The 13,659-nt window shown below is 67.3% G+C and carries 11 protein-coding genes; 7 read left to right on the top strand and 4 right to left on the bottom strand.

What is annotated here, in order from left to right:
• Positions 1-16 precede the first annotated feature (16 nt).
• From lpdA to IAG41_RS14110, 7 genes are all read left to right on the top strand, one after another.
• Positions 17-1,414 (top strand): dihydrolipoyl dehydrogenase, encoded by a 1,398-nt coding sequence (gene lpdA / locus IAG41_RS14140; protein WP_187729305.1) that lies wholly within the window; start codon positions 17-19, stop codon positions 1,412-1,414.
• Positions 1,415-1,479: 65 nt separating this feature from the next.
• Positions 1,480-1,881, top strand: a complete 402-nt coding sequence (locus tag IAG41_RS14135; protein ID WP_187729304.1) for a hypothetical protein — start codon at positions 1,480-1,482, stop codon at positions 1,879-1,881.
• A 66-nt stretch (positions 1,882-1,947) separates the two neighbouring features.
• On the top strand, positions 1,948-3,330 hold the full coding sequence (locus tag IAG41_RS14130) for a hypothetical protein (protein WP_262408668.1): 1,383 nt from the start codon (positions 1,948-1,950) through the stop codon (positions 3,328-3,330).
• 73 nt (positions 3,331-3,403) lie between these two features.
• A complete protein-coding gene (locus IAG41_RS14125; protein ID WP_187729303.1) occupies positions 3,404-3,748 on the top strand; it encodes a DUF3140 domain-containing protein in 345 nt (114 codons plus the stop codon).
• 142 nt (positions 3,749-3,890) lie between these two features.
• Positions 3,891-5,759 carry a TonB-dependent receptor plug domain-containing protein gene (locus tag IAG41_RS14120; RefSeq protein WP_187729302.1) on the top strand — a complete coding sequence of 623 codons (1,869 nt, stop codon included), beginning with the start codon at positions 3,891-3,893 and terminating at the stop codon, positions 5,757-5,759.
• A complete protein-coding gene (locus IAG41_RS14115; protein ID WP_187729301.1) occupies positions 5,759-6,310 on the top strand; it encodes a YfiR family protein in 552 nt (183 codons plus the stop codon). The genes IAG41_RS14120 and IAG41_RS14115 overlap by 1 nt, the downstream gene beginning before the upstream one ends.
• Positions 6,307-8,040 (top strand): response regulator, encoded by a 1,734-nt coding sequence (locus tag IAG41_RS14110; protein WP_187729300.1) that lies wholly within the window; start codon positions 6,307-6,309, stop codon positions 8,038-8,040. Before IAG41_RS14115 ends, IAG41_RS14110 begins: the two co-directional genes overlap by 4 nt.
• 168 nt (positions 8,041-8,208) lie before the next feature.
• Here IAG41_RS14110 and IAG41_RS14105 read toward each other — a convergent pair whose 3' ends face one another.
• From IAG41_RS14105 to IAG41_RS14090, 4 genes are read right to left on the bottom strand one after another with little or no spacing between them, the layout of a single operon-like run.
• A complete protein-coding gene (locus IAG41_RS14105) occupies positions 8,209-9,471 on the bottom strand; it encodes an MFS transporter (RefSeq protein WP_187729299.1) in 1,263 nt (420 codons plus the stop codon).
• On the bottom strand, positions 9,468-10,517 hold the full coding sequence (locus IAG41_RS14100) for a LacI family DNA-binding transcriptional regulator (RefSeq protein ID WP_187729298.1): 1,050 nt from the start codon (positions 10,515-10,517) through the stop codon (positions 9,468-9,470). The genes IAG41_RS14105 and IAG41_RS14100 overlap by 4 nt, the downstream gene beginning before the upstream one ends.
• A complete protein-coding gene (locus tag IAG41_RS14095; RefSeq protein ID WP_187729297.1) occupies positions 10,517-12,067 on the bottom strand; it encodes a tryptophan halogenase family protein in 1,551 nt (516 codons plus the stop codon). Before IAG41_RS14095 ends, IAG41_RS14100 begins: the two co-directional genes overlap by 1 nt.
• Positions 12,064-13,602, bottom strand: a complete 1,539-nt coding sequence (locus IAG41_RS14090) for a tryptophan halogenase family protein (protein ID WP_187729296.1) — start codon at positions 13,600-13,602, stop codon at positions 12,064-12,066. Before IAG41_RS14090 ends, IAG41_RS14095 begins: the two co-directional genes overlap by 4 nt.
• Between the last annotated feature and the right edge of the window lie 57 nt (positions 13,603-13,659).

Raw genomic sequence — 13,659 nt, 5'->3', positions numbered from 1 at the left:
CAGAAGGATTCCTCCCTTGGCTGATACCTACGACCTCATCGTTCTCGGCTCGGGCCCCGGCGGCTACGTCGCCGCGATCCGCGCCGCGCAGCTTGGCCTCAAGACCGCGATCGTCGAGCGCGAGCTGCTGGGTGGCATCTGCCTCAACTGGGGCTGCATCCCCACCAAGGCGCTGCTCCGCTCGGCTGAGATCTTCCACTACATGCAGCATGCCAAGGATTACGGCCTGGCCGCGGAGAAGATCACCGCGGACATCGAAGCCGTGGTCAAGCGCTCGCGCGGCGTCGCCAAGCAGCTCAATCAGGGCGTCACGCACCTGATGAAGAAGAACAAGGTGACCGTCCACATGGGCACCGGTGTGCTGAGCGGAAAGAACAAGCTCACTGTCACCGGCTCCGACGGCAAGGCCGAGGAGCTCGGCTACAAGAACCTCATCGTCGCGACCGGCGCCCGCGCCCGCGACCTGCCCTTCGCCCAGACCGACGGCAAGCGGGTCTGGACCTATCGCCATGCGATGACTCCGCCTGAGGTGCCCACCAAGCTGCTCGTCATCGGTTCGGGCGCGATCGGCATCGAGTTCGCCAGCTTCTACAACGACATGGGCGCCGACGTGACCGTGGTCGAAATGCTCGACCGGGTCGTGCCGGTCGAGGACAAGGACATCTCCGCGCATCTCGAGAAAGCACTCAAGAAGCAGGGCATGACGATCCAGACCAGCGCCGGCGTCGACAAGCTCGACGTGTCGGGCACCGGTGTGAAGGCGGCGATCAAGGCGAAGGACGGCACGGTCACGACCAGCGAGTTCAGCCATGTCATCGTCGCGATCGGCATCGTCCCCAACACCGAGAATATCGGCCTAGAGGCGCTGGGCGTGAAGACCGAGCGCGGCCACATCGTCACCGATGCGGCGTGCAAGACCAATGTCGACGGCATCTACGCGATCGGCGACGTCACCGCGCCGCCCTGGCTCGCGCACAAGGCCAGCCATGAGGGCATCATCGCCGTCGAGGCGATCGCCGGCCTCCATCCGCATGCGATGGACGTGCGCAACATCCCGGGCTGCACCTATTGCCACCCCCAGATCGCGTCGGTCGGCCTGACCGAGGCCAAGGCCAAAGAGGCCGGCTACGAGGTTCGCGTCGGCAACTTCCCCTTCATCGGCAACGGCAAGGCGATCGCACTCGGCGAGCCCGAGGGCTTCGTGAAGACGGTGTTCGACGCCAAGACCGGCGAGCTGCTCGGCGCGCACATGATCGGCGCCGAGGTCACCGAGCTGATCCAGGGCTATACGATCGGCAAGACGCTGGAGACCACCGAGGCCGAACTGATCGAAACGGTCTTCCCGCATCCGACGATCAGCGAGACGATGCACGAAAGCGTGCTCGCCGCGTACGGCCGCGTGATTCACATCTAGCCAGGGCTTTTACCCTTTGGTGCCTATCTCCCGCCATGATGCACCATGTTGGCGGGAGAGTCGGCATGCGTGCATTCAAGTTGATCCTGGCGTTCCTGCCCGTGGTTTACTGCGGATGGCTGCTCTTTTATTTCCTCGATCAGCGCGGCGGGAACGATGGTCCGGTGGTGGAAGGCCTTGGTCCCACGGTGATCGGTCTGGGCGTTGTCGGGCTACTCTTCTGCATCCCGCTCGTCTTCAAGCTGATCCGGCTGGTCGTCACCCCGCGCGGGCCCGAGTCCGACGCGCGCCACCCGGACACAGCCGCGCCGAACGAGGAATCATCCTTCGACGCCGATGCCGCGCTCGCCCGCTATCTGGCGCGCAAGCAGGCAGAGGCGCAGGGCCCGTCATCCTCCCCTGCTTCGTTTTCCCCGCAGCAAGACGGCGCCCCGCAACGTCCGAGCTTCGGCCGCAAGATCGGGTGATCCATCGCTGAGGCTGCGCCAGCCGAGCCCGCGCGGCTGGTTTGGCGCGCCGGCGCAGCGGCGGTATTGCTCTGCGCGGCGACGCTGGCATTCTTCTGGCCCGGCGTCGCGATGTACGATAGCGTCGCGCAATATGGCCAGGTGCTGAGCGGCGCCTATGACGACTGGCACCCGCCGGTCATGGCGCGGCTCTGGGCGCTCATCCATCACGCTTGGGCAGGCCAGGCGCCGATGTTCGCGCTCCAGATCCTCCTCTATTGGGTCGGGCTCGGGCTGCTCGCGGCGGCGCTCGCGCGTCGCGGTGCGTGCCTTGCCGCAATCGCCGCGCTGGCGCTCGGGCTATGGCCACCCTTCGCCGGCTGGGAAGTCGCGGTCCTCAAGGACGGGCAGATGGCCGGCGCGCTGCTCGCGGCGACCGGGCTCGCTTCGTGGTGGCGGCTCGATGGGCGACGCCTGCCCTATTGGGCCGCGGCGCTGGTCGCGCTGCTCCTCGTCTATGCCACCTTGCTGCGCTTCAACGCGATGTTCGCGACCGTCCCGCTCGCGATCGGGCTATTTGGCGGCGCGCGCTGGCATCGCCCGGTGCCCCGCGTCGCCGCGATCTTGGTGGGGTTCGCGCTGGTCGTAGCGCTCGGCCCGGCGATCAACCACAGCCTGCTCGGCGCCACGCCCAGCGGAATCGAACGCGCGCTGCCGATCTACGATCTCGCCGGCATCGCCCGCCATGCCGGTCCCGAGGCCGTGCCCGTGCTCCCCGCGCAGGTCTGGCGTGAGGCAGAGAAGCGCCGCTGCATCACGCCGCTGCTATGGGATCCGCTCGCCGATTCCGATCATTGCGGCTTCGTCTCCGACGGGCTCGACGAGACCGCCCCCGGCCGCATGCTGTTTGCGGCCTGGGGCGGCGCGGTGCTGCATCATCCCTTCGCCTATGCCGCGCATCGGCTGGCGCATTGGAACAGTACGATGCGCTTCTGGGTGCCCTGGCATATGCCCTTCGCCGAGCCGCAATGGACATCGGAGCCCAACACGTTCGGCCTCGGCTCCCCGTCGCGGCGGATCGAGCCCTTCCAGAAGCTGGCCGGCTGGCTGACGCAAGGACCGTTCGGATCGCCGATGCTCTGGTTCTCCGGTGCGCTCGCCATACTCACCCTCGCCCGGCCGAGCGCCGGGCCGCGTCACCAGCTCGCCAACACGCTCGCGCTCTCCGCGGTGGCAACCGAGCTCGGCTTCCTGCTCGTCAGCATCGCGTCGGACATCCGCTACCATCTCTGGGCGATGCTCGCGGCGGGGCTCGCCGGGCTGCTGCTCGTCGGCACGCCCCTCCCCCGGCGGCGCGCCCAGGCGGCGCTCGCGGCGATGCTGCTGGTGCTCGGCACCTGCCTGCTCGCCCGTGCGATCCTGCCCGCGGTCGGCGATACCTACGCCGCAGCGCTCGGCCCGAACGGCTGACCGCGCGCCGTGCAACCTTCTCTGGTCGCGGTGATTGTCGGCAGCAGGCGAACGTCGATCTGGAGAGCTGCTGATGCCCGCCCGCGACGACCCTGACGAGATCTACGCCCGCTTCCACGACGCGGTGAACATGGCGCCGGCCGAAATCGAAGCGTGGCTCGAAACCTCGGAAAGCCGCAAGGTCGGCGTCAAGCGCGATGGGGGCGAGAGCGTCGGCCATGCCTCGGGCCGCCGCATCGTCGGGATCCTGCGTACGAAGCGGGCCGATCTCGACGGCGGCGACTATGCCCATATGCGCAAGGTCGTCGGCTTCGTCCGTCGCCATTTGGCGCAGGGCCCGCACGAGGAACACCGCATCCCGGGCTCCCGCTGGCGTTACTCGTTAATGAATTGGGGGCACGATCCGCTCAAGGATTGACGCACCGTCGCGGAACCGTCGCCGCCATTGATCGTTACGCGGCCGTTGCGGGATTTCCTTTGCATGCTAGGCGCTTGACCGGAAGCGCTGGAAGAACAACAAAGCCGTCGTGCCCGGGGTGACGGACGCATATCGGAGGACCATGCCGAGCCACTGGTGGGTACTTCCACTCCTGCTGACGCCCTGCGCCGCGGCTGCCTCGGATCAGGAGCCCCAGGACCTTTCGAACCTGTCGATCGAGGAACTGGCGCAGATCCCGGTGCGCTCCGCCTCGAAGCAGGAGGAGCCGCTGAGTGGCGTGCCCACCGCGCTCTATGTGATCACCAGCGACGATATCGCGCGCTCGGCCGCGCTTTCGCTGCCCGAAGTGCTGCGCGAGGCGCCCAATCTCCAGGTCGAGCGCATCAACGCCAGCCAATATGCGATCACCGCGCGCGGCTTCAACGGCTATGAGAGTGCCAACAAGCTGCTCGTCCTGATCGACGGGCGCAGCATCTATTCGACGATCCACTCGGGCGTGTTCTGGGATCTCCACGCGCCTTTGCTCGAAGATGTCGACCAGATCGAAGTGATCAGCGGCCCCGGTGGCACGCTCTACGGCCCCAACGCGGTCAACGGCGTAATCAACATCTCGAGCAAAGACGCGTTCGACGCGCAAGGCCTGCTCGTGCGCGGCACCGCCGGCGATAGGGACCGCACCGCCGGCGCGCGCTATGGCTTCAAGCTCGGCGATAACGCGGCGATGCGCGTCTATGCCAATTGGTACGATCGCGAGGACATGCCGAATGCCAGCTTCGGCCCCGCGGCCGATGACGGCATCCGCGGCTGGCAGGCGGGCTTCCGCGCCGATGCACATCAGGAAGCCGACAAACTCACCGTCCAGGGCGACATCTTCGGCAGCGACCGTTTCCTGGTGCCAGGCGACGGCGATCGCGGGCAGAATCTGCTCGCACGCTGGCAGCACGAACTCACCCCCGGCAGCTCCTTCCAGCTCCAGGCCTATTACGACTATTTCCAGCGGCGCGAGCTGCTGACAGTCGATCGGCTCGAAACCGTGGATGTCGAGGCGCAATACAATCTCAAAGCCGGCGCGCACAATCTGGTGGCGGGTGCCGGGGTGCGCACGACGCGCGATCAGTTCATCAACAATCTCAACATCTTCCAGCTCGACCCCCAGCGAGCGCGGCTCTGGGTCGGCAACGGCTTCGTCCAGGATCGCTTTGCCATCTCCCGCCGACTGTCGGTGATCGCGGGCGTCAAGCTGGAGGGCTCGACCTTCTCCGGCGTCCAGGTGCTGCCCAATCTCCGGATCGCCTGGCAGCCGAGCAACCGCGCGACATTGTGGGCTGCCATCTCGCGCGCGGTGCGCACGCCTTCGCGGATCGACCGCGATCTGACGGCGCCCGGCCTCCTCGCCGCTGCGCCCGATTTCACTTCGGAAAAGCTGACCGCGTTCGAAGCCGGCTATCGCGGCCAGCCGACGTCGACGACGACCTTGTCGCTCTCTACCTATTACAACGTCTATCGCGACCTCCGCTCGGCAACGATCCTGCTCAACCCGCTGGCCGTGCAATTGGGCAACGATCTGCGCGGGCACACTTATGGGGCCGAGGCCTGGGCGACGCAGCAGGTTACGCCCTGGTGGCGGCTGAGTGCCGGCGCGTCCTGGATCGGCAAGAAGTTCGAGGTGCGCCCGGGCGGTACCGATCTTACCGCCGGCGCGTCGCTGGGCCACGATCCGGACTATCAATTGTCGCTTCGCTCGCAGGTCTCGCTGCCGGGGAGCGTGCGTTTCGACATGGGGTTGCGCGCGGTCGACGGGCTCGAGGGCCCCAATATCCAGGGCTATGCCGAAGCCGATGCCCGGATCGGCTGGGACGTCAGCAAGCGCGTCGAGCTCTATCTCGCGGGCGAGAACCTACTCCACGACAGCCATCTGGAGAGCAACGACGTCCAGCGCGCCCAGCGCGTCCCACGCACGATCTACGCCGGGTCGCGGCTGCGCTTTTGATGCCCATCCGCGTCCTCAGGCTCGCGATTTGCGCGGCAGCGGCAGCCTTGGCGCTTGCCGCCGGGACGGCGCATGCCCAGGCGAGCGAGGACGCGGTCAAGGCGGCGTTCCTGCCCAAGTTCGCGCGCTATATCGCGCTGCCCGCCGCGGCGCAGCCTGCGGAAGGCCAGCCTTATTATCTCTGCGTGATCGGGCGCGATCCGTTCGGCGCGCTGATTGATCAGGCGGCGGCAAGCGAGACGATCGACGGCCATGCCGTCGCGGTCCGCCGCTTCCCCAGCGCGGACATACCCGCCGTGGCCGGCTGCCATCTCGCGTTTTTGGCAGGCACCGAGCAGCAGACGACGCTGATGCTGACGGCGCTGCGGCGCCAACCGACGCTGACCATCACCGATGCCCGTTGGGGCACGCCGCGCGGGATGATCCATTTCGTCGTCGATGGCGGGCGGGTGCGTTTCCATATCGACCAGGCGGCGGCGTCCGATCGCGGCATCACGATCAGCTCGCGGTTGCTCGCGCTCGCCGTCGATGTCAGGCAGGGGGGACGATGACGCCACTGGATCGCATCACCGGACGCTGGCGCCACTTCCCGCTCGCCATCGCGGCGGTGCTGGTCGCGCTGCTGCTGATCGGCGGCATCGCCGTCATCGTCCAGGGCGAATCGAGCTATATCGCGCAGAAGCGCCAGGAAACCCGCGCCCAGGCCGAGATCCTGGGCGCCAGCGTCGTCGCCGCGCTCGATTTCGGCGATGCCGCGGCGGCGCACGAGTCGGTCGATGCGCTGCGCGTCAATCGTCAGTTCCGGTTGGTCGCGATCTATGATCGCGGCGGCGCGCTGATCACAGGCTATGCACGGGGCGGCGGCCCCTTGCCCGCCCGAATCGCCGACGCACCGAAGCAAGGCAGCGAGGCGACGGTCGCCGCGGTGCCGGTGATGCGCTCAGGCCAGCAGATCGGCACGGCCTATATCGCCGCCGATCCGCAGCCGCTCGCCACGCGCCTGCGCCGCTATCTGCTGATCGCGCTGCTCGTGACGATGGCCGCACTCGCCGCAGCGGTGCTCGGCATGGCGCAGGCGGCGCTCAGCCGCGCCAATCGCGAGCTCGAGCTACGCGCCGCCGCGCTCGCCGAAACCAATGCCGAGCTCACCCATCAGATCGCCGAGCGCGCCAAGGCCGAAGACCAGCTCCGCCAGGCACAGAAGATGCAGGCGCTCGGCCAGCTGACCGGCGGCATCGCGCATGATTTCAACAATCTGCTGACCGTGATCCAGGGCTCGGCCGACATGCTGATGCGGCCCAACCTGTCCGAGGACCGTCGCCATCGCTATGCCGATGCGATCGTCCAGGCCGGCTCGCGCGCGGCGGCGCTCACCGGCCAGCTCCTCGCCTTTGCGCGCCGCCAGCCGCTCCGGCCCGAAGCGATCGACGTCAACGCGATGATCCGCGGCATGACCGAGCTGCTCGATCGCACGCTGGGCGAACGCGTCGCGATCGAGACCGATCTCTCCGACGACGCATGCACGGTCGAGGCGGATCGCGCGCAGCTGGTTTCCGCCGTGCTCAACATTGCCGTCAACGGCCGCGACGCTATGCCGGACGGCGGCACGCTCCGCATCGGCACCGCGATCACGGATACCGACGACGGCCCGATGGTCGCGGTCTGCGTCTCGGACAGCGGCACCGGCATGGACGCCGAGACGATCGAACGCGCGATGGAGCCCTTCTTCACCACCAAGGATGCCGGCAAGGGCACCGGCCTCGGCCTCAGCCAGGTCTATGGCTTTGCGACCCAGTCGGGCGGCGACTTGCACATCATGAGCCAGCCCGGACAGGGCACGCGTGTAACCATCCTCCTGCCCTGTAGTCACCGCGAACCGGCCGTCGCGACCGACACGATCGCGCCATCGGGCGAGGGCCGCACCGGCGCGGTGCTGCTCGTCGAGGATAATGAGGAAGTCGGCGAATTCGCCGAGGCGCTGCTGCGCGAGATGGGCCATCACGTCACCCGCGCGCGCTCGGGCGCCGAGGCGCTCGACATCGCCGGGGCGCGGACCTTCGACGTCGTGCTCACCGATGTCGTCATGCCGGAGATGAGCGGGCTCGAACTCGCCGAGAAGCTCACCGAGCGCTATCCGAGCCTGCCGATCGTGCTCACTACCGGCTATAGCGGCGAGATCGCGCGCTCGGGCGCAGGCGGCCGCCCGGTACTGCTCAAGCCTTATCGGCTGGAGACTTTGGCGACGTTCCTAGACGACGCACTGCGCGACGGCGCGCGCTGAGCAGCTCCCAATACTTCGTCACCCCGGACTTGTTCCGGGGTCCACCGGGCGTCCGGACGAAGCGGTCCAGCCTCGTGACCAGCGCTGGCGGCAGCCTGGACTCCGGAACAAGTCCGAGGTGACAATGAGGAGGCGCGATTGACCGTAGGCCGTAAATCTCGATCCGCCCTAGTCCTGCGTCCGTACCGCCATCGCGATCCCGCCGCCGGCCAGCGTCCCCAGCGCGAGCGCGATCAGCCACACCGTGTATCCCGTCTTCTCGGGCGCGAGCGCGAGCGCCAGCAGCGGCGCGACCATCGCCGGCAGCGTGTTGGTCAGGTTGAGGATGCCCAGGTCACGCCCGCGATGCTCGGGCGAAGGGAGCAGCTGCATCGCCAGTGCCGAATGCATCGCCAGGAATACCGATAGGCCTGAAAGCGCCGCGGCATGGCCGAGTGCCGCCACGCCCCAGGAGTGCGCGAACGCCATCGTCACCAGTCCCCCCGCCATCACGCATGCCGCCGCGGCGAGGAAAGGCTTGCGCCGCATCACCCGGTCGGAAAGCCGCCCGGCGACGAGGGTCAGTACCACCGCGACCAAGGTCGACACCGTCATTGTCGCGACGATCGGGTTGGCCTCGACGCTACTCTTGCTCAGGTCCTCGCGGTCGAGCACCCACAGGAAATAGAAGAAGCCATAGGTGGCGATGCCGTTGCCAGCGACCTGGAGCAGCATTCGCGAGGTCCAGGCCAGCGCGAAGTCGCGGCGGCGGCGTTCCTGCAGCGGCTCGGGCGGCGGCGGCGGAAGCGGCGCGGCCTCGCGCATCAGCGGCGCGGCCTCGCGCATCAGCGCCGCGAACGGCGCGATCATCCCGACGAACAACAAGCAGAGCAAGGCATAGCGGGTGCCCTCCCCGCCCAGTCCGGGCGCTGTCAGTAATACCGCCGAGAACGCCCCGATCGGATGCGCCACGCCCAGCAGTCCGGCGACCACACCCTTCTGCGCATCGGGCACTTCGTCGGCCATGATCGTGGTCAGCGGTGCGAAGCTCATGTTGATGCCCACCTGGATCAGCGCCACCGCCGCGAGCAAGGTCACCGAGCTCGAGCTGAAATGCAGCGCGGCATAGCCGAGCGCGAGCACACCCAGCCCGCCAATGATCCAGCCCCGGCGCGATCCGCCCCGCCGATAGCTGCGGTCGCTCAGCGCGCCGAACAGGATATTGGCGACGCTCGCCACCGCAGCGCCGCCCAGCGCACCGGCGCTCAGCAGTGCGACCGCGTTCTCGCCGCCCACCGCCGTCACCTTGAGCGGCAGCAGCACCATGATGAAGGGCATGAAGCTGACGAACATCCCCGCATATGCCAGCGCATAAAGCAGCACGAAGCCGCGGCTGGGCGAGGAAAAGCGCATCGAGGACGCGAGCATCGCCCTGGCCGGTGCCCGCGTCAACGCGGTCGCGCAGTCGATTCCCGGGCGACAAAATCGAACGGCAACAGATGGCCGCGATCGGGCTGCACGCCGGTCGCCTTGGCCTTGATCAGCAGGTCGGCGGCCTTGGCGGTCATCGCCGCAATCGGCTGGCGGATCGCAGTCAGCGCGGGCACCGCCATGCGCACCGTCGGCGTGTCGTCGAAGCTGACCACGGAGAGGTCGCCCGGCACGCTCAGTCCGAGCTTGCCGGCGGTATGGAGCACGCCCAGCGCCATCTCGTCGCTGCTCGCCAGCACGGCGGTGGGCGGCGGATCGAGCTTGGACAGCGCGATCATCGCCGCCTGCCCCGCCTCATAAGTGAAGTCGCCGGGCTGGAGATAGCGCTCGTCCACCGCGACGCCCCGCGCTTCGATCGCCTCGCGAAAGCCGCGTAGCCGGTCGGGGCTCATCGCATATTCGGGATGCCCCTGGACATACGCGATGCGGGTATGGCCCAGGTCCAGCAGGTGCTCGGTCGCGCTGCGCGCCGCCGCCTCGTCGTCCATATAGACCGCGAAGCCGTCGCCCGGCCGCCGCGATCCGAGCCGCGCGAAGGTCAGCCCGTTGCGCTGGAGCAATTGGGTGATCGTGTCGTTCTCGCTGTGCGGCGGGGTCAGGATCACGCCGTCGGGATGCAGCGCCGAAAGCGCCGCCTGCACCTGGCTCTCGAGCCGGTCCGAATGCGAATCGACCAGCTCGAACAGCATGCGATAGCCATGCTCGGCGCATTTGAGCATGCCGCCATAGAGCATCTGGTCGACCCAATCGTTGCCGCGCCGCGACTGCCAGCCCTCCAGCGTCGGCCGCTCGTCGTTGAACGCCAGGATCAGATAGGAGCGCGATCCGCCCAGCCGCCGCGCGGCTAGGCTGGGGACATAGCCGAGCTTCTCAATCGCCGCAGTCACGCGCTGGTACATGCCCGGCGTGACGTTCGGCCCCTTGTTGATCACCCGCGACACGGTCTGGAACGACACGCCCGCCTCGGCGGCGACGTCCTTGATCGTGATCGCCCGCTTGCGCTGCATCAGCGGCCCGCCATTTCTGGGACGGCTGGCCGCGCGAGATCGACTGCTTCGGCCCGGCAATGCGCGTCGATGAATTCCTGGTGCGTCGGCAACCGCCGCACGATATCGACGAGCTGGCCGCGCGCGCGGTCCATCGCCGAGAACAGCTTGGCCTCGTCGATCCGGTCGACCAGCGGATGATAGGTGCCCGGATGGACGCCCATGCCCTCCAGCACCGAGAACCAGCTCGCGCTGCGGAACAATTCGTCCAGCCCTTCCCTGAGCGTGCCGTTGACGCGGAACAGTTCGATGCGCGCGTTCAGGCTGTCGGGCAGTACCATGTCGCGGCAGCGCCGCCAGAACTCGGTGTCGTCGCGCGCGGTGGCGCAATAATGGAGCACGATGAAATCGCGGATCTCGGCATAGTCCGCGGTCATCCGCCGGTTATACTCCGCCGCCAGCCGCGGATCGCAGTTCCGGTCGGGCAGGAAGCGGAAGAAGAAGTCCATGCCGCGATAGATGAGATGGATCGCGGTCGATTCCAGCGGCTCGATAAAGCCCGAGGACAGCCCGATCGCCAGCACGTTCTTGTACCAGATCTGCTGGCGCACCCCGGTCTTGAACGGCACCACCATCGGTCCGGCGACCACCTTGCCCTCCACTTGCGCGAGCAGGCTGTCGGTCGCCTCCTGGTCGGTCAGGTGATCGCTGCAGAAGACATGGCCATTGCCGGTGCGGTGCTGGAGCGGAATCCGCCAGCGCCATCCGGCGTCCTGCGCATGCGCCAGAGTGTATGGTCGCGGCGGTCCGACATTCTCGGTCTGCGCGGCGATCGCCCGATCACAGAACAGCCACTGCGACCAATCCTCATAGCCGACACCCAGCGCCTTCTCGCTCAGCAGCGCGCGGAAGCCTGAGCAATCGATGAAGAAATCGGCGGTGACTTCGCGCCCATCCTTCAAGGTCAGCCGCTCGACGAACCCCCGATCGTCCACGCCCACGTCGGAAACGATCCCCTCGGTCCGCTTGACCCCGCGCGCCTCGGCATGGCCGCGCAGATATTGCGCGACGCGCTTGGCATCGACATGAAGCGCATAGGAAGAGGACGCGATCGGCGTGTTCTGCGCCTTGAACGGCAGCATGAACCGTCCCTCGCGCGCCATCACGCTGGCCGGCGCATAGTCCTGCAGCCCACCCGCCTGGGCCGCCATCCGCGCCTTCAGCCAGCATTGGTAGAATTCGCTCAGCTCGATCCGCGCACCGATCTCGCCGAACGGGTGGAAATAGCTCTCGTCCTTCCGGTGCCAGTCCTTGAACTCGATGCCGAGCTTGAAGCTCGCCTGGACCGATTTGATGAATTCCTGTTCGTTGATGTCGAGCTTGGCGATCAGCTCCAGGAAAGGGGGGATCGTGCTCTCGCCCACCCCAATCGTACCGATATCGTCGCTCTCGACCAATTCGATCTCGAACAACTTGCCCTTGAAATGGTGCGCCATCAGCGCCGCCGCGATCCAGCCCGCGGTACCGCCGCCGACAATGCAGACTTTCCGGAGCGCGTCGGGCGCGTTCATGCGCGCGCTCCCGCCGGCATCTTCGCCGCGTCGTCGATCATCGCGAGGAATTCCGCATGGCTGGGCGTGTCCGCCACCGTCTCGCGGATCGATCCGCGCATCTTCCCCAGCACCGTCACCAACTCGCTGCCGTCCACCGCGGCCAGCCCCGGATCGATCGTGCCGGGCAATTCCTCGAAGCCGCCATAGATCGCCAGCCAGGATGCGGGGGAGAACATTTCCCACCGATAGCGAAGGAATGCGCCGCGCGCACGCCATAGCGCGATCTTGGCATCCAGCGTCTCGGGCAGTTCCATGTCACGACATTCCTGCCAGAACGCGCCCTCGCGGCGGTTGAGCCGATAGTGCAGCAGGATGAAGTCGCGGACGCGCTCCATCTCCTCGGCGCTCTGCTCGTTATATTCGGCGATCACCGCAGGATCGAAGGCCTTGGTCGGGAAGAGCTGCTTCAGCCGCTCGATTCCGGTCTCGATCAGCGCGATGCTCGTCGATTCGAGCGGCTCAAGGAAGCCCGAGGCGAGGCCCAGCGCCACGCAGTTCTTCGCCCAGGCCGCTTCGCGTCGCCCCGGCGTGAAGCGCAGCCGCCGCGGCTCCATCATCGGCTTGCCAGGAACATTCGCCATCAATTCTTCACGCGCTTCGTCGTCGCTCTGAAAGCGGCTGGAAAAGACCAGGCCGTTGCCCTCGCGGGTGCGCAGCGGAATGCGCCACTGCCATCCGGCGCTCCGCGCCGTCACCGTGGTGCACGAAGGGGGATCGCCCGCCAGCTCGCTCTGCACCGCGAAGGCACCGTCACACAGCAGCCAGTGCGACCAGTCGCGATAGCCCACGCCCAGCGCCTCGCCGATCAACAGCCCGCGAAACCCCGAGCAATCGACGAACAGGTCGCCGTCCACCGTCATGCCGCTGTCCAGCGTCACGCTCTCGATAAAGCCGTCCTCGCCGCGCAGCGTCACGTCGACGATCTTGGCGTCGATCCGCCGCACGCCCATTCGTTCGGCAAAGCCGCGCATATGGGCAGCGAACAGCGCCGCATCGAAATGCAGCGCCCAGTCGAACACCGAAAGCTGCGACGGCGGGTTGGGCACTGGGATCGACGCATGCCCCTCGCGCGCCAACATCGCGCCCAGCGAGAAACGATCGAGCGGCACGTTCAGCCCGGCCGTCCGCGCCTTCAGCCAGTAATGATGGAAGTCGATCCCGCGCTGGGCCTGTCCGAACAGCCCAAAGGGATGGATGAAGTCGCTGTCCACGCCGCCCCAGCCGAGGAAACGGATGCCCAGCTTGGCGGTCGCCTGGCACGCCTGCATCACCTGCGCGTCGGTCATGCCGAGCTGCGCATAGAAGCGGCGGATCGTCGGGATCGTCGCCTCGCCCACGCCGATCGTGCCGATCTCGGAGCTTTCGATCAGCGTGATCCCCACGCCCGTCCCGCGCAGATAGGCGCTCAGCGCCGCGGCGGCCATCCAGCCGGCGGTGCCTCCGCCGACGATCACCACCCGCTCGATCGCCGTTGCCGTGCCTCCGTCCGCCATATCGATATCTGATCTGCTCAAATCCGGCGCCGCAAGCAAAACATGGTGCGCCGAAGG

The sequence above is a fragment of the Sphingomonas sp. JC676 genome (genome assembly GCF_014489075.1).
Taxonomy (GTDB): Bacteria; Pseudomonadota; Alphaproteobacteria; order Sphingomonadales; family Sphingomonadaceae; genus Sphingomonas.
The sequence above is the reverse complement of the archived record's forward strand: the minus strand, read 5'-3'. Positions and strand labels throughout refer to the sequence as shown.